18 protein-coding genes are annotated in these 15,528 nt (G+C 55.8%); 10 read left to right on the forward strand and 8 right to left on the reverse strand.

The features are described 5' to 3' along the window. The 8 genes from ACYCZJ_RS11520 to trpC form a co-directional block, all read left to right on the forward strand. The coding region (locus ACYCZJ_RS11520; RefSeq protein ID WP_461554371.1) for a hypothetical protein at window positions 1-189 on the forward strand (189 nt) is incomplete at its 5' end. A gap of 8 nt (window positions 190-197) precedes the next feature. Next, on the forward strand, window positions 198-464 hold the full coding sequence (locus tag ACYCZJ_RS11525; protein ID WP_461554372.1) for a hypothetical protein: 267 nt from the start codon (window positions 198-200) through the stop codon (window positions 462-464). A gap of 52 nt (window positions 465-516) precedes the next feature. Next, window positions 517-975: a CFI-box-CTERM domain-containing protein gene (locus ACYCZJ_RS11530; protein WP_461554373.1), complete on the forward strand. Its 459-nt coding sequence runs from the start codon at window positions 517-519 to the stop codon at window positions 973-975. After that, complete coding sequence (locus tag ACYCZJ_RS11535; RefSeq protein ID WP_461554374.1) at window positions 965-1,510, forward strand: PD-(D/E)XK nuclease family protein; 546 nt, start codon at window positions 965-967, stop codon at window positions 1,508-1,510. The genes ACYCZJ_RS11530 and ACYCZJ_RS11535 overlap by 11 nt, the downstream gene beginning before the upstream one ends. Before the next feature lie 67 nt (window positions 1,511-1,577). Beyond that, window positions 1,578-2,192 carry a hypothetical protein gene (locus ACYCZJ_RS11540; RefSeq protein WP_461554375.1) on the forward strand — a complete coding sequence of 205 codons (615 nt, stop codon included), beginning with the start codon at window positions 1,578-1,580 and terminating at the stop codon, window positions 2,190-2,192. 169 nt (window positions 2,193-2,361) lie between these two features. Beyond that, a complete protein-coding gene (locus ACYCZJ_RS11545) occupies window positions 2,362-2,958 on the forward strand; it encodes an anthranilate synthase component II (protein ID WP_461554376.1) in 597 nt (198 codons plus the stop codon). Further along, window positions 2,955-3,980 carry an anthranilate phosphoribosyltransferase gene (gene trpD, locus ACYCZJ_RS11550; RefSeq protein WP_461554377.1) on the forward strand — a complete coding sequence of 342 codons (1,026 nt, stop codon included), beginning with the start codon at window positions 2,955-2,957 and terminating at the stop codon, window positions 3,978-3,980. Before ACYCZJ_RS11545 ends, trpD begins: the two co-directional genes overlap by 4 nt. Before the next feature lies 1 nt (window position 3,981). Continuing rightward, on the forward strand, window positions 3,982-4,773 hold the full coding sequence (trpC, locus tag ACYCZJ_RS11555) for an indole-3-glycerol phosphate synthase TrpC (RefSeq protein WP_461554378.1): 792 nt from the start codon (window positions 3,982-3,984) through the stop codon (window positions 4,771-4,773). A gap of 1 nt (window position 4,774) precedes the next feature. Here trpC and ACYCZJ_RS11560 read toward each other — a convergent pair whose 3' ends face one another. From ACYCZJ_RS11560 to ACYCZJ_RS11595, 8 genes are read right to left on the reverse strand one after another with little or no spacing between them, the layout of a single operon-like run. Further along, window positions 4,775-5,383 carry an SAM-dependent methyltransferase gene (locus ACYCZJ_RS11560; protein ID WP_461554379.1) on the reverse strand — a complete coding sequence of 203 codons (609 nt, stop codon included), beginning with the start codon at window positions 5,381-5,383 and terminating at the stop codon, window positions 4,775-4,777. A 1-nt stretch (window position 5,384) separates the two neighbouring features. Further along, window positions 5,385-6,107, reverse strand: a complete 723-nt coding sequence (locus ACYCZJ_RS11565) for a DsbC family protein (RefSeq protein WP_461554380.1) — start codon at window positions 6,105-6,107, stop codon at window positions 5,385-5,387. 30 nt (window positions 6,108-6,137) lie between these two features. After that, window positions 6,138-7,307: a UbiH/UbiF family hydroxylase gene (locus ACYCZJ_RS11570; protein WP_461554381.1), complete on the reverse strand. Its 1,170-nt coding sequence runs from the start codon at window positions 7,305-7,307 to the stop codon at window positions 6,138-6,140. Next, entirely contained in the window at window positions 7,304-8,452 is a 1,149-nt protein-coding gene (locus ACYCZJ_RS11575; protein ID WP_461554382.1) for an FAD-dependent monooxygenase, read from the reverse strand. Before ACYCZJ_RS11575 ends, ACYCZJ_RS11570 begins: the two co-directional genes overlap by 4 nt. Then, window positions 8,445-9,746: an aminopeptidase P N-terminal domain-containing protein gene (locus ACYCZJ_RS11580; RefSeq protein WP_461554383.1), complete on the reverse strand. Its 1,302-nt coding sequence runs from the start codon at window positions 9,744-9,746 to the stop codon at window positions 8,445-8,447. The genes ACYCZJ_RS11575 and ACYCZJ_RS11580 overlap by 8 nt, the downstream gene beginning before the upstream one ends. After that, window positions 9,739-10,176, reverse strand: coding sequence for a hypothetical protein (locus ACYCZJ_RS11585; RefSeq protein ID WP_461554384.1), 438 nt, complete (start codon window positions 10,174-10,176; stop codon window positions 9,739-9,741). Before ACYCZJ_RS11585 ends, ACYCZJ_RS11580 begins: the two co-directional genes overlap by 8 nt. Before the next feature lie 2 nt (window positions 10,177-10,178). Then, window positions 10,179-10,859 (reverse strand): N-acetylmuramate alpha-1-phosphate uridylyltransferase MurU, encoded by a 681-nt coding sequence (gene murU / locus ACYCZJ_RS11590; protein ID WP_461554437.1) that lies wholly within the window; start codon window positions 10,857-10,859, stop codon window positions 10,179-10,181. Between the two features lie 8 nt (window positions 10,860-10,867). Continuing rightward, the gene (locus ACYCZJ_RS11595; protein ID WP_461554385.1) at window positions 10,868-11,866 is read right to left on the reverse strand and encodes an aminoglycoside phosphotransferase family protein; all 999 of its coding nucleotides are present in this window, start codon (window positions 11,864-11,866) and stop codon (window positions 10,868-10,870) included. 63 nt (window positions 11,867-11,929) lie between these two features. Between ACYCZJ_RS11595 and ACYCZJ_RS11600 the strand changes: the two genes are divergently transcribed. Both ACYCZJ_RS11600 and ACYCZJ_RS11605 read left to right on the forward strand, forming a co-directional pair. Next, complete coding sequence (locus tag ACYCZJ_RS11600; protein WP_461554386.1) at window positions 11,930-14,176, forward strand: LPS-assembly protein LptD; 2,247 nt, start codon at window positions 11,930-11,932, stop codon at window positions 14,174-14,176. After that, a complete protein-coding gene (locus ACYCZJ_RS11605) occupies window positions 14,157-15,524 on the forward strand; it encodes a peptidylprolyl isomerase (RefSeq protein WP_461554387.1) in 1,368 nt (455 codons plus the stop codon). The genes ACYCZJ_RS11600 and ACYCZJ_RS11605 overlap by 20 nt, the downstream gene beginning before the upstream one ends. The last annotated feature ends 4 nt before the right edge of the window (window positions 15,525-15,528 follow it).

Here is a 15,528-nt window from a genome sequence, read left to right on the forward strand (position 1 = left end):
GGAGCATTCCTGTTCAAGAAGGCGGTCAAGGATGCGTTCCCGAAGCACAAGATTCACGAGATCAAGGATCCGATCTACGCCAACGTGAAAGGCTTCCAGATCGCCGGAATGAACTATGCCCGCAGCATGCTTGAAAAGGATGCGCGTATCGACGCGGCGGAATCCAAAATGGATGGAGAGTCGATATGAACGATGGCATGTCGATTCCGCTAGAGCCTATCCGGCTGGTATTTGAGTTGGAGCGCGCCGACAACCCGCGTCTTTACGACGAGCTGATCCGGTTCAAGAAGGGTACCAAGCGGGTGAATCGGCTTCGGACTTTGGCGCAGGAAGGGTTGCTGGCCCAGCACTGGCCGATAGGATTTGCCGGACACATGGCTGAAGCCAAGAGTGAAACGACGCCTCGCGATAGGGGCGACGCTTCGATCACCAACCAGGTGTTCGACGAACCCATCACCGAATAGCGGTGGGACGTGGACGCCAAAGCAAATGGAAAGCGCCAAGGAAATTTTTTCCATGAATAGGAAAACCCGGCAGAAAAAATCGAGAGCCGTGAGCGCGTCCGAACTGGCGCAGATGGGGGTTTGCGAACGTCTGGTGGTTTTTGAACACCGATATGGCAAGCGCAGCACCGCATCTCAACGCACAGCGATCCGGCGCGGATTGAAAGAACACGACCGGTTTTACCGGGACAGAGTCCAGACATCTGAAAAGAAAGGGCGCTGTTACATCGCGACGCTCACCTTCGGGCCGGGTCGTGAGGTCACCGCGCTCAGAATGTTTCGTGACCGGGTATTGCGTCCCAACGCAACGGGGCGCTGGTTGATCGGGGTGTACTACCGAACGGCGCCCGGGGTGTGCATGGTACTGGAGCGCTGCCCGTGGCTGCAACCCGTTGTCCGGACGATGCTGAGACCGATTGTGTGGTTGACCGATCGCGCGCTACGTGGCAATGGAGGCGATCATGCCATCTAGCGAACTGCCCTTGTTTGCATTCGCTGCTGTCGTCCTGCTGATCCTTATTCGTTGGGTTCGGCGTGCTCGCCTGGTGGCCTCGGAGAAAGCGTGGCTGCCAAGGGAGCTGCAGGACGCTGAATTGGTTTATGCGGAGCAGGTATTCAAAGCGAACGGGCCTGTAACGCTGGTTGCGAAGGTGGATCGCGGCTATCGTGACGTGCGAGGTGTCATCACCTTGGTAGAACTCAAGACACGGCGCGTCGATCGACCCTATCTATCCGACGTGATCGAGCTATCTGCGCAAAGATCCGCGTTGGCGGCACAAACCCAGGGACTCATTGCGACCCACGGCTATGTGCTCGTCCAACAACCCGGAAGCGGGCGGAGGACGCTCCATCGCGTGCAACTGCTGACGCACGAGGAAGTAATCTCGCTGGCTAAACGGCGAGAGGCCATTCTGGACGATCGGAAAGAGGCGCAGTACGCTAGCTCGTCCGGTCTGTGCGAGCAGTGTGCTTTCAGGCAGCAATGCAAGCCGCCGTTGGGCTGTTAGGAGATATGGTGCTGCGTTTTTCGTGTTTTTCTTGTTCACGTAGTGCAGACAAGAGATAATATTAAATATGCTGAATATGCACTACTACGAAGATCCGCAATCTAGAGAAAAGAAGCTCACAAGAGACTTTGTAGATATCCATCAAAGTACTCTCTGTCAGGTGCTTGGCTTAAGCCAAGGTGACAAAGTCGTTGTTGAGCTTCAAAAATCAAAATATGGGGCAAGCGGGGATGTTGATATTGCGGTATGGAAAAATCCAAATTCTGAAAATCAAAAATTGATTGGAATTGAAATTAAATCGCTTTTTCTTGAACATGGCGGAAAATTCAAGTCGGAAAAACTTCTGAAACACAATAAGCAGGTTAAAGCCCTAGAGAAAGAGGGCTGGGATTACGTATACTTTTTTGATTTCATCGTTACTATGCCCGCAAATAATTGGTTTCATCCGCAGACATTTGAAGGTCATGACAATTATAGGAAAACGGTTGAAAGCAAATATGGTCATGTGGTCTTTCAAATAAACGCTGTTGCAGGGAAACTGGAATCAATGGCCGGCTCTATCTCTCATCACGTTATTCAAGAGGCAAAAGCTCTTGAGGCTAAAAACGGTCGACTCAAGATTGTTGAGGCGTTTAAGAATTTTGATTTTTCTTTTTCATCCGTTATCGTAGATTCGATATAACTACGCTCAAGCGGTCGCAGTAAAAAGCACCGCGCCGCTTAGCTCTGCATTTTCTCTGGTGCCGTACGCACCGGCAAACTTACAGCGCGAAAAATAGCGGGTATAAAAGCGGGTATCAATCGACATTATTCAAGATAAATATGTTGAAAATCAATAATATGGTGCAAATATGTTGCTGATGATCGATAACTATGACTCATTCACCTATAACCTGGTGCAATATTTCGGCGAGCTGGGTGAGGACGTACGCGTCTACCGAAACGATGAAATTGATCTGGCCGCGATTGCTGCTTTGCAACCCGGTCATATCGTGATTTCGCCAGGTCCGTGCACGCCTAACGAGGCGGGTATCTCGGTGCCGTTGATCAAGGCGTTTGCCGGGAAAATACCGCTACTCGGCGTATGCCTTGGCCATCAGAGTATCGGCCAGGCATTCGGCGGAAAAATTGTCCACGCCCAACAATTGATGCATGGCAAAACCTCAATGATTCATCACCATAATGCTGGTGTATTTCAGGGATTGTCCAATCCGTTTCGGGCGACCCGTTACCACTCACTGGTAATCGAACGCGCCAGTCTGCCTGACTGTCTGGAAATTACCGCCTGGACCGAAGATGGGGAAATCATGGGCATACGCCACAAAACCTTGCCCATCGAGGGCGTGCAGTTTCATCCGGAGTCCATTCTCACTGAATACGGGCATGAAATGCTGGCGAATTTCCTGGCACACTCTCCACCAGACGAAGGCAGGGAAAAAGCCGCATGATGAACCCACGCGACGCGCTGAATCATCTACTGGAAAAACGCGATCTCGAACACCAGGACATGCTCGCCATCATGCGCGCCATCATGCGCGGTGAACTCACCTCCGTACAGATCGCCGGCTTACTGGTGGCCTTGCGCTGCAAGGGCGAGAGTGTGACCGAAATTGCTGCCGCAGCTGAAGTCATGCGCGAGCTATCCACCAAGGTGCCGCTTGCAGACGTGGCGCATCTGGTGGATACCTGCGGCACCGGTGGTGACGGGGCGCATACCTTCAATATCTCCACCGCTTCCACATTGGTAGCGGCTGCGGCCGGGGCCAAGGTTGCCAAACACGGCGGCCGGTCGGTGTCGTCCACTTCAGGCAGCGCAGATGTGCTGGAAGCCCTTGGGGTAAACGTCAATCTCACGCCTGACAAGGTGGCACAGGCCGTACGCGAAATCGGCGTGGGCTTCATGTTTGCACCCAACCATCACAGCGCGATGAAACATGCTGCCCCGGTGCGGCGCGAACTGGGCGTGCGCACCCTGTTCAACCTGCTGGGACCATTGACCAACCCTGCCGGCGCGCCGAATCAGGTGATGGGCGTGTTTGATCGTGACCTTACCGGCAAACTCGCCCAGGTTCTGAAAACACTCGGCAGTCAACATGTAATGGTGGTGCATGCCGCCGACGGGATGGACGAAATCAGCCTGGGCGGCGCGACCTTCATCGCAGAATTGAAGGATGGTGCGATTCGCGAATATACCGTCACGCCTGAAGAATTCGGCTGCGCACGTTGCGATGCCGCCGACCTGGCAGTGCACAGCGTAGCCGAGGCCACCGCCATGCTGCTGGCAGCGCTGGAAAATCGACACGTTGCCGCTGCCGACATTGTGACGCTTAACGCCGGCGCGGCGATTTACGTTGCCGGGTTGACGGCCACGCTGGCAGACGGCATTTCCCTGGCTCGCCAGCAAATCACCTCGGGGGCGGCTCGCACCAAACTCGACCAACTCATCACGTTTACCCAACAGTCCGCCTGACATGTCAGACATTCTCAATCGTATCCTCGCTACCAAGCGTGAAGAAATCAGTGCAGCGCTCACACATACCAACCTGGCAGAAATTCAGGCTGCTGCCCGCAATGCTGCGCCCACACGTGATTTCGTTGGCGCGATGCGCAGCAAGATAACGGCAGGGCACGCTGCAGTCATCGCCGAGATCAAAAAAGCCAGCCCTTCCAAAGGGCTGCTACGTGCCGATTTTCAAGCTGCAAGCATTGCTGGTAGTTATGCTGAACACGGCGCAGCGTGTTTATCGGTACTCACCGACAAGCAATATTTTCAGGGTGACGCAAAGTATCTGATCGAAGCGCGCAACGCCTGCAAGCTACCGGTATTGCGCAAGGATTTCATGATCGCGCCGTATCAGGTGTACGAAGCCCGCGCGATGGGGGCAGACTGCATCCTGCTCATTGTCGCAGCGTTAAGTCTGGCCGAAATGCAGGAGATGGAAGGCATCGCGAATGAACTCGGCATGGCAGTGCTGGTGGAATCGCACGACGTCACGGAACTGCAACAGGCGCTACAGCTTGCCACCCCATTGCAGGGCATCAACAATCGCAACCTGCGCACTTTTGCTACCTCATTGCAAACTACGCTCGACCTGCTAACGACGCTTGGCGATCGGCACATCGCCATTACCGAGAGCGGCATCCATAGTCGTGACGATGTGGTGCTGATGCGCGAGCATGGCGTCAATGCGTTTCTGGTGGGCGAAGCTTTCATGCGTGCCAGCGATCCGGGGACAGAACTGGCCCGGCTGTTCAATACCTGACTTATTTCCCGGGTTTATACGCTACCAGGTCGATCAGCGCCGACATCCCGGCATGATGGCTGCCTTCGTTGATCACCTCGTCGTGTTCGCGCAGATGCTGAATATCCCAGCCGCCAAACCATTCGCGCAGCATGGATTCGGTGTAGAGATTTTCCACCGAGGGCGGGCCGCCCGTTTTGTATTCAAGCTGCCGCGGCGTATAGCCCTGCAACAGCAGCATACCGCCCGGCTTGAGCGCACGGCGGATACCTTCGAACTGGAGCGCACGGCCTGCCGGATCCGTAAACTGGATGAATATGGCGGCAATGATGTCAAAGCGCGCATCACCCCAATCCCATGCAAGCAGATCGGCAACTTCAAATTGCAGCGTCACGCCGCGTTCCGCAGCCAGTTTTTTTGCCTTGGCCTGCGCCACGCTGGAACTATCGACTGACCACACCTGCAAACCTTGTTGCGCCAGCCACACGCCATTGCGGCCTTCGCCATCTGCGACAGCCAATGCAGATTGCCCGGACTGCAGGCGTGCTGCCTGTGATTTCAGAAAAGCGTTCGGCGCCGTGCCGAAAATATAAGCTTCGCCTGCGTAACGCTCATCCCACAATGTTGGCATATTATTTACCCTTACCTACTGTATCAAGTAACTCATTAAGCTTATCGGCCGGCACCATCCCGGGAACACGCTGACCATTTTCAAAAATAATGGTGGGGGTACCCGTAACGCGATATTTATTACCCAGTGCAATATTCGATTCAACCGGATTTTTGCAACTACCCTTGTTTTTCGGCATCACGCCGCGCAACATTGCATCGTCCCATGCCTTGTTGCGATCCGGTGCACACCAGATGGCTTTGGCATTGGCATTGGCCTCCGGATGCAGGCTGACAATGGGGTAGAGAAAGGTATAAATGGTGACGTTGCTGACCTTGGTCAGCTCCTGTTCCAGCTTTCTGCAGTACGGGCAATCCGGATCCGAAAAAATCGCCAGCTTGCGCGTACCGTCACCCTTCACAGTCTTGATCGCATCCGCGAAAGGCAGGCTGTCGAATTTCACGGCATTGAGCTTCTCCAGACGCTCGTTGGTCAGGTTCTGGCGGGTTTTGACATCGACAACACTCCCCACAAACAGATATTTGGCATTTTCATCCACATAGATAATCTGGCCGTCTATCAGCACTTCGTAAAGCCCGGAATAAGGTGTCTTGGCAATGCTGGCAATGGCGGCACCGGGGAATTTTTCCAGCAGCGTTTTCTTGATGGTGGATTCATCCGCGTTGGCCGTACACGCCAACACACTGGTCAGCAGTACGGTGGATATCAGAATAAGTTTAAACATGTTTACCCCAGAATTATTAACGGAAACGGCTCAGGCCAATGCATGTTGTATCAGCAGATTTTTGACCAGGCTCAGCCGATTAGTGAAGTCCAGACCTGCATTGCGTAACCGGGCCAGTCCCGGCCGGGTGCTGGAAAACAGGACATGCAAACCATCTGTCACGCCTTGCATGGCAAGAATATCTTCCTTGCGCGCGCGCTCATATCGACGCAGTAGCGGCAACTCGCCACAGCCGGCCAATTTACGCTCACGCAGCACTTGCGCCAGTTCGCGCGCATCGCGCAAACCCAGATTGACGCCCTGCCCGGCTAGCGGATGCACGCCGTGCGCAGCATCGCCGATCAGCGCCAAACCAGGTTTAACCAACGTATCCACACGCGTCAGTGCCAGCGGAAAAGCCGCCGGCGCGCCCAGCAAATTCAGGGAGCCCAATGCATGACCACCGGCCTGTGCCACGCGTTCGGCCAGTTCAGCGGCCGGCAATGATAATAGCGTCCGAGCATGCGCCTCATCCGTTGCCCACACCATGGAGAAACGTCGATCCGGTAATGGCAGCCATGCCAGTACGCCGTCCGCACGAAACCATTGACGCGCAATATGCGCATGAGGGTGAGCACATTCGAAATTGGCGACGACACCCAATTGACCGTAATCCCGGCGATCCACCACCACATCTGTCTGCTGGCGTACCCAGGAATTACCACCATCCGCCGCCACAATGAGCTTGCCGTGCAGAACCGTACCATCCGCGAGCGCCAGCCGTGCGCCTTCAGCTTCAGCCAACCAGTCCAATTCAGCGCATCTGATGCCGGCAAACAGCGTCAGATTGGATTGCTGCTGCAATGCAGTCCACAAACCATGCTGGATGCGATTGCTCTCCATGATCCAGGCGAGCTGCGGCAAACCTGCCGCGTAAGCGTCAAACGTCAGCTGCGCGCCGGCGTCGCCACTGATTTCCATGCCATATACCGGCGCGATGCGCGCCGCATCGAAGTCTTGCCATACACCCAGCGCCTCAAGGAAACGTGCACTCCCCGGACTGATCGCGTAAATACGCGTATCCCATTGCGCGGCTGGCGCTACCGGCGGATGAGCCTCCACCAGCGCAATCTCGAGCCCGCTGCCTTTGAGGGCTGCGCAAAATGCGGCGCCGACAATACCGGCACCAATCACGATGACATCGTAGGTTGCGACGGTCATCCACGCACCCCGAAAATCATGCGCCGCGCCACGAAACGTTTCACCGGCGGCAACATCTGCAGCGCCGCAAGGCCAATACTGCGGCCATGATGCAACAACGAATTGTCATTGGAAAACACTCGCACCAGAAAATCCGTAAAGAAAATTCCGCCACGGGTATCCAACCGCCGTGCGCTGCTGTAGTCAGCCAGCATGGCGGCACTACCCAGCGCAACGCGCGTACTGGTCCGGATCCGTGCAGCCAGTTCCCATGCATCGCGCAGACCCAGATTGAAACCCTGGCCAGCCACCGGATGCAACATTTGCGCAGCATTGCCTATCATCACGGTATGCGGGCGCGTCGCCCGAGCGGCATAACGCAATCCCAGCGGAAAGCTCGCCCGTTGTGCGACGTTCAAAAAGCGACCGACACGATCGCCAAAATGCTGATGCAGCGCCTCCAGGAATTCAGCATCCGGCAACGCCAGCAATGCCTGCACTTGTGCCGGGCTGGCTGTCCACACCAGCGCAAACCCATCGCCTTGCGGCAGTAACGCTGCCGGGCCATCGGACGTAAAACGCTCATAGGCACAGCCATTGTGTGCCAACTCGGCAGTCACTGTCGCAATCAACGCATGCTGATCGTAGTCGCGACTTATTCGCTGCGCACTACCGTCTCCGCCGTCGGCCACGACGGCCAGACGTGCCGTTACCGGTGTAATGTCGCTGCCACGATTGACTTTCATCGTGGCATATCCGCTGGCAGCACGCACCTCATCCACACGTGCGCCAGTGACGATGCTCACATTGCTGTCGCGCAGGCGTGCATGCAATGCCGCATCAAGCTCGGCGTAGTCCAGCACATAGCCCAATGCCGGCAGCTTTTCTTCCTCTGCACGCAACCACGCCATGCCCAGGCCGCCACGCTGAGAAATGTGTATGGTAGTGATGGGAGTCACTTCACTGAGGCCGGTCCAGACACCAAGCCGTTCCAGTATCAGACGACTACCATAGGAGAGCGCCAACGTGCGGCGATGCGCGGGGCGACTTAGATCGGCTCGCGCTTCAAGTACCTGAATGGAAAAATCGCTATCCGCCAACAGCAACGCCAGCGTCGTGCCTACCGGCCCCCCACCGGCGATGACAATGTCGCTATGCTCACGCATGGCGCATTGCTGCCTCGATCTCTGCCACGGTTTTGGGCGCAGCGGCGGTGATGACCTCACAGCCGCTGGCTGTGACCAGGACGTCGTCTTCAATGCGAATACCGATATTCCACAAAGCCTCCGGCACATTGTCTGCAGGACGGATATAACATCCGGGCTCGACGGTCAGCGCCATGCCGGGCTGCAATGCGCGCCAGCTGCCATCGGTCTTGTAGCTGCCTGCATCATGCACATCCAGACCAAGCCAGTGACCGGTACGATGCATGTAGAAACGCCGGTAATCGCCGGATTCAAGCACGCCATCCACACTGCCGGTGCATAGTTTCAGATCGATCATGCCCTGCACCAGAACGCTTAACGCAGCTTCATGCGGCTGGTTCCAGTGATTACCGGGCTTCACTGCATCCAGCGCAGCGGATTGCGCGGCCAGCACCATTTCATACACATCTTTTTGTGCGGCGCTGAAGCTGCCGCTCACCGGGAAGGTGCGGGTGATGTCGGACGCATAGCCATCCAGTTCGCAGCCGGCATCAATCAGCAGCAAGTCACCAGCATGCAGTTGTGCATTATTTTCCACATAGTGAAGCACGCAGGCATTGGCGCCCCCAGCGACTATCGATGTGTAGGCCGGCGCCTGACTGCCATTGGCGCGGAAATGGTGCAGCAATTCGGCTTCGATTTCGTACTCGAAACGCCCCGGTGCTGTGGCCTGCATGGCACGGCTGTGAGCAGCACAGGCAATCGCGGCCGCATTCCGCATGGTGGCTTGCTCCGCTTCGTCTTTAAACAGGCGCATTTCATCCACCAACTCGCGTACATCGCGCAAACTGGCAGGGGCAGTCACCCCGCTGCGCGCCTGCTCGCGCACGCTGTTGAGCCAGCCCAATATGCGCGCATCCCAGCCGGCATCCTGTCCGAGCGCGTAATGCAGCGCGGGCTGATCGGCCAGCAGTCCCGGCAATCGAGAGTCGAGTTCACCGATGGAATAGGCTTCGTCAAAATGAAAAGTGGCACTTGCCGCCTCCGGTCCGTAACGGAAACCATCCCATATTTCGCGCTCCATATCCTTGTCGCGGCAGAACAGCACAGCGCGGTGCGTGCTGGCCAGCAGCACCACCACCGCTTCCGGCTCGGTAAAACCGGTCAGGTAGTAAAAATGACTGTCAAAGCGATACGGGTAGTGACTATCGCGGTTGCGCACCTGCTCCGGGGCGGTGGCAAGCACGGCAACTCCGCTGCCCATTTGTTGCATCAGTCGGGTACGGCGCATGCTGAAAGGCGTGGTGTCAGTCATCGGTGTCTTCGTCTAGATATTGTGAATCGAGCAAGGCTGCCCAGGTGTTTTCCAGTTCCGGCAGCCGCGCCAGCAACGATTGGTGCAGTTGCACCGCACGCGCACCGAACACGGCGCAATCGGTGCCGCCATCCATGTCCTGCGCGGCACGTTCAAACTGCAATAACGCATCCTTCAGGCTGAAAGCGGAGCCCAGCGCATTTTTCACCTGTTCACGCGGATGTGGAATCCAGTCCCGGTCGGCAGCCAGCGATCGCAATTTTTCGCCGACATCCAGCAAGCGTTTGCGCATCCGCGTGGCCGCCCCCATGCGCGAGGACTTGACTTCACCCCACACCGCCATTTCCATCAGAGCCGTCCATTGGACACGAAGTTCCGCGACCCATGCCGGGTCCAGCGTGACTGCCTGACGCACTGCCGCTTTATCCATAATTATCCCGACAACTCACTATTCAATGCAGCCAATCGCGCCGGCGTACCAATATCGCGCCAGCATCCGGCATAGTATTCGCCGCTGACTTGCTCGCGTTGCATCGCCCAGCGCAACAGCGGCGCAAGTTTGGCCGGTCTGCCGGGAACCATTCCGGCAAACAATGCCGGACGATAAATGCCGATGCCGCTGAAGGTCAGCAGGCTGCTGCCGTCACTGTGTACAGTATTGGCAGACAAGGCAAAATCACCACGACTGTGCTGCGGTGGATTATCCACCATCACCAGATGCGCCAGACAGTCGGTCGCACGATGAGCCTTCATGGCATCAAGGCGCGGCAGGATTTGCCGAAAATCGTAGTCGGTCCAGATATCCGCATTGATGACCAGAAATGGTGCATCGTTGAGCAATGGCAATGCCTTGACTATCCCGCCGGCAGTCTCCAACGCCTGCTCCTCGTGCGAATAGCGGATACTCAAACCAAAGCTGCTGCCAGTGCCCAGCATTGTCTCGATCTGCTCACCCAGATGCGCATGATTGATGACCACGTTGGTAAATCCTGCTTGCGCCAGTTTTTCCAGGTGCCACACAATAAGCGGCTTGCCGCCCGCCGTCAGCAATGGCTTGGGAGTGTGATCAGTAAGCGGGCGCATGCGTTCACCACGCCCGGCAGCCAGAATCATTGCGCAGCTCAAAAAGTATATCCGACGGGTTCAGGAGCCTGCCCCTGTAATGTATCGAGTAATTGCAACAAGGGCTCCAGTTCACGATAGCGTGCGCAGGTATTGCGCAGATATGTCATCACCAATGGCATATCCTTGAGATAGCCGGTTTTTCCATCACGATGATATAAACGCGCAAAAATGCCCAACACCTTGATATGGCGTTGCACTCCCATCCATTCGAAATCGCGATAAAACGCACCGAAATCGGTATTGACAGGCAATCCGGCTTGCCGCGCTTTTTCCCAATAACGAATCACCCAGTCCAGCATGATTTCTTCATCCCAGCAGATGTAGGCATCCTTGAATAGCGACGCAAGATCATAAGTAATGGGTCCATAGACCGCATCCTGAAAATCCAGCACACCCGGGTTCGGTTCGGTCAACATCAGATTACGGCTGTGATAATCGCGATGCACGAACACTTTCGCCTGCGCCAGGTTATTGGCAAGGATCACTTCGAATACGCCATCCAGTGTGCGCGCCTGCTGCGCATTCAATTCCACCCCCAGATGCCGTGTGATGTACCATTCCGGAAGCAGTCGCAGCTCACGCTCCAGCAGAACGCGATCATATTCAGGCAATATACCGGGGCGGCTGCTGCGCTGGATAGCGATCAGGGCATCCAGCGCATCGTTATAAAGTGCGCCGGCATTCTCTGCATTGAGTACCGACAAGTAGGTGACATCACCCAAATCGGTCAATAACAGAAAACCCTGGGCCAGGTCCTGAGCCAGCACCTTGGGCGTATTGGCGCCCGCCGCGCCAAACAGTTCGGCAACCGCAATAAAAGAATGGCAATCTTCGTACTGCGGTGGAGCGTCCATAACGATATAATGGTCGCCATTCGACAATACGGCGCGAAAATAGCGCCGAAAACTGGCATCCGCTGAAGCGGGCGCCAGACTGATGACCTGTTCTGGAAACAGACTCTTGAGCCAAGCCTGAATGCGGTGTTGACGTTCCAAACGATCTCCGGACGATGATATATATTGAGCCACGATTCTAGCATTATTCGCTGACCAGACCCCATGCCACCATCTCATTTCAAATGTTGCCTGACCACCTGTCTGACGCTGTTTTGCGGCGTTGCGCTGGCACAAGACCCGCCTGCAACCCAACCCAGTTCGGTCCTGTTGCCCGCACAAAAATCGGAAGATGCCCCGCTTTACCTGCATGCCAACCAGATTGAGGGGGTTGCAAACCAGCAAGTGAAAGCCAAAGGCAATGTTGAGTTACAGCGCAATGATGCCGTGCTGACCAGTGACTACCTGCAATACACATTCGATATCGACCAGGCCTTCGCCACAGGCGATGTCACATTGGTACAGCCTGGATTAAGGGTGCGTGGCCCGGAACTGAGTTTGCGGCTGGCCGATCAGGTGGGAGAGATGCAGCAGCCGGTATATAGCCTGAGTGAACTGATCTCCGATACCAAGGCAGAATCAGCACGCAAAGCGCGTGGCGCGGCACGCGTGCTGGATTTCGAGGGCAAAAACCAGTACCGCCTCAAAGACGCGACCTATACGACCTGTCCGGTCAATAACGATGACTGGTACCTGCATGTGAAGGATCTGAACCTTGATCGCGGACGCGAAGTCGGTACTGCATACAATGCCTATCTTGAATTCAAGGGCGTGCCCATTCTGTATACGCCCTATATCGATTTCCCGCTGAATAACCAGCGCAAATCCGGACTGCTTGCACCCACTTTCGGCACCACCGGCAGTAGCGGCCTGGAATTTCGCCTGCCGTATTACTGGAACATTGCACCGAATTACGATGCCACCATCAGCCCCCGCATCATGACCAAACGCGGGCTGCAATTGGGCGGAGAGTTCCGCTATTTGTCCGAAAGTTATCACGGCATACTCAATGGCGAATTCCTGCCCGACCAGGTTACCCACACCAATCGCTGGAGCGTGTTCGTCAATCACGACCAGACTTTCGCGCCAGGATGGAGCGGTCACCTGCATTACGAACGCGTATCGGATAACAGCTATTTCCGTGATCTATCCAACCAGATCAACACCACCTCGCTGACCACCCTGTCACAGGATGGCAGCGTCAACTACTCCGGAGGCTGGTGGAATGCCGGCATTCGCGCGCAAAATTTCCAGACCCTGCAGGATCCGCTGGCGCCCATTGTGCCACCCTACAATATCCTGCCGCAGCTTACCCTTAACGCCAATACCTACGATTGGCACGGAGTGGATTTCAGCTTCGCCGGTGAAGCCGTGCACTTCGAGCACCCGACGCTGGTCAACGGCACCCGGGTATCCGCTTATCCGAGCGTCAGCCTGCCGATGGCCAATAATTTCGCCTACATCACGCCCAAGTTCGGTGTGAGCCAGACAAATTACTATCTGGATTCGAGCACGTTGCCGAATAGCGTGCGCACAGTACCGATTACCAGCGTGGACAGCGGCTTTTACATGGACCGCACGACCCGGCTGTTTGGCCGCAATTACCATCAAACGCTGGAACCGCGAATTTTTTACGTATACATCCCGTATCGCGACCAGAGCCAGATACCCAACTTCGACAGCGGCGAGATCGATTTCAATTTTGCCCAGATGTTCACCGAAAACCGTTTTGCCGGTGGCGACCGCATCAACGACGCCAACCAGATCACTACGGCCGTGACTTCGCGCCTGATCGAACCGGACAGTGGCCTGGAACGCCTGCGCGTCTCGCTGGGACAGCGTTTTTATTTCGCTCCCCAGAAAGTCGTTTTGCCTGGCGGCACGCCTACCAATAGCACTTCTTCCGACGTGCTCGCCAGCATCGGCGGCCAGATCAGCCAGGCGTGGCGCGCCGAGGCGGCCGTGCAATTCAATACCAGCCAGGGTGCAAGTATCCGCAACAGCATCTCCGCAAATTATCATCCGGAGCCCGGCAAAGCGCTTAATCTGAGCTATCGCAGTATTCGCGGCACCTATAACAGTCTGGGCGCTTCCAACAATGACGCCATCCGCCAAGTGGACATCTCTGCCCAATGGCCTCTGGCGCCGCGCTGGTATGGCCTGATGCGTTACAATTATTCTTTTGTGGATGGCCGTCTGGTGGAAGGTTTGGCGGGGCTGGAATACAATGCCGGCTGCTGGGCGATCCGCGGCGTTTTGCAACGCATCGCCACAGCCACGAGCACGACCAGCAATTCATTCTTCATCCAGCTCGAATTGAACGGTATTGGCCGACTCGGTTCTAATCCGCTCGATGTCCTCAAACAAAGCATTTCTGGCTACGTGAATACCAATGAACTCCAAAACCCTTAATCGCACCCTACATTTATTCACCCTGCTTGCCTTTTTATTGGCGGGGGCAGCGCATGCAGCACCTGACGGCGCCGCCAGAACACCGTCCGACACCCCTCTCAGCGCAACAAACAAGCGTACTGCGCTACCCATCAAACCGCTCGACAGCATCGTCGCCGTGGTCAATGATGATGTCATCACCCGATACGACCTCGATGAGCACTACGATCGCGCCGTACAGCAATTAAAAGCACGCAACATACCGTTACCAGCGCGCCCGGTGCTGGAGAAACAATTACTGGAACGCATGATCAACGACCGCATCCAGCTGCAATTCGCCAATCAGACCGGCATTCGCGTGGACGGGCCCACGCTGGACAAGGCGCTGGATCGTATCGCAGCCCAGAACAACATGAACCTGGAGCAGTTTAGAAGCGCTTTGGCCAAGGAAGGCATTCCTTTCGATAAATTCCGCGGCGACATCCGCAATGAAATCATTTTGCAGCGGTTACAGGAGCGTGAAGTCGACAGTAAAGTCAACGTCACTGAAGCCGAAGTGGATACCTACCTGGAAAATCAGGCCAAACAAGGCCAGGAAGATGAATACAACTTTGACCACATCCTTGTTCGCATTCCCGAGGCAGCCACCACTGAACAAATCCAGCAACAACGCGCTCGCGCACAGATGATCCTGGACCAGCTCCGGAAGGGCGCGGACTTTGCCCAATTGTCTGCCAGCTATTCCGATGCTTCCAATGCGCTGGATGGCGGCAATGTAGGCTGGCGCCGCGCGTCGCAACTACCGCAACCGTTTGCCGACGCTCTGGCCAAGATGCAATCTGGCCAGGTATCCGACATCATTCGTAGCAGCAATGGTTTTCATATCATCAAGCTGGTCGACAAGCGCGGACAGAATTCCAAAATGGTCGTCCAGCAAACGCATGTGCGGCACATTCTGATCAAGACCAATGAACTGGTATCGGCGACCGACGCCAAGAATCGTTTACTGCAAATCCGTGAACGTCTGCTCAATGGCGCCAGCTTCGCAGATATGGCGCGTCAGTACTCGGACGATAGCTCGGCTTCCAAAGGCGGTGATCTGGGCTGGGTCTCACCCGGCGAGACCGTGCCTGAATTCGAACATGCCATGAATGCGCTGCAACCCGGCCAGATCAGCCAACCCGTGCAAACACCCTTCGGTTTCCATCTGATTGAGGTACTGGCGCGGCGCGATCAGGACGTCACCAAGGAACGTCAACGCCTGCTGGCACGCCAGGCGTTGCGCGAGCGCAAGATAGAAGAAGCCAAGGAAGAATGGTTGCGTCAGCTACGCGACAGTGCCTACGTTGAATACCGTAACGCGGAATAAATCC

This window comes from Sulfuriferula sp. (assembly GCF_054605375.1).

Coding starts and splice junctions, on each gene's coding strand:
- ACYCZJ_RS11545 (WP_461554376.1), top strand. CDS start 2,362: ATGTTGCTGATGATCGATAACTATGACTCATTCACCTATAACCTGGTG.
- ACYCZJ_RS11535 (WP_461554374.1), top strand. CDS start 965: ATGCCATCTAGCGAACTGCCCTTGTTTGCATTCGCTGCTGTCGTCCTG.
- ACYCZJ_RS11600 (WP_461554386.1), top strand. CDS start 11,930: ATGCCACCATCTCATTTCAAATGTTGCCTGACCACCTGTCTGACGCTG.
- ACYCZJ_RS11565 (WP_461554380.1), bottom strand. CDS start 6,107: ATGTTTAAACTTATTCTGATATCCACCGTACTGCTGACCAGTGTGTTG.
- trpD (WP_461554377.1), top strand. CDS start 2,955: ATGATGAACCCACGCGACGCGCTGAATCATCTACTGGAAAAACGCGAT.
- ACYCZJ_RS11525 (WP_461554372.1), top strand. CDS start 198: ATGTCGATTCCGCTAGAGCCTATCCGGCTGGTATTTGAGTTGGAGCGC.
- ACYCZJ_RS11585 (WP_461554384.1), bottom strand. CDS start 10,176: ATGGATAAAGCGGCAGTGCGTCAGGCAGTCACGCTGGACCCGGCATGG.
- trpC (WP_461554378.1), top strand. CDS start 3,982: ATGTCAGACATTCTCAATCGTATCCTCGCTACCAAGCGTGAAGAAATC.
- ACYCZJ_RS11580 (WP_461554383.1), bottom strand. CDS start 9,746: ATGACTGACACCACGCCTTTCAGCATGCGCCGTACCCGACTGATGCAA.
- murU (WP_461554437.1), bottom strand. CDS start 10,859: ATGATTCTGGCTGCCGGGCGTGGTGAACGCATGCGCCCGCTTACTGAT.
- ACYCZJ_RS11570 (WP_461554381.1), bottom strand. CDS start 7,307: ATGACCGTCGCAACCTACGATGTCATCGTGATTGGTGCCGGTATTGTC.
- ACYCZJ_RS11560 (WP_461554379.1), bottom strand. CDS start 5,383: ATGCCAACATTGTGGGATGAGCGTTACGCAGGCGAAGCTTATATTTTC.
- ACYCZJ_RS11575 (WP_461554382.1), bottom strand. CDS start 8,452: ATGCGTGAGCATAGCGACATTGTCATCGCCGGTGGGGGGCCGGTAGGC.
- ACYCZJ_RS11605 (WP_461554387.1), top strand. CDS start 14,157: ATGAACTCCAAAACCCTTAATCGCACCCTACATTTATTCACCCTGCTT.
- ACYCZJ_RS11540 (WP_461554375.1), top strand. CDS start 1,578: ATGCTGAATATGCACTACTACGAAGATCCGCAATCTAGAGAAAAGAAG.
- ACYCZJ_RS11530 (WP_461554373.1), top strand. CDS start 517: ATGAATAGGAAAACCCGGCAGAAAAAATCGAGAGCCGTGAGCGCGTCC.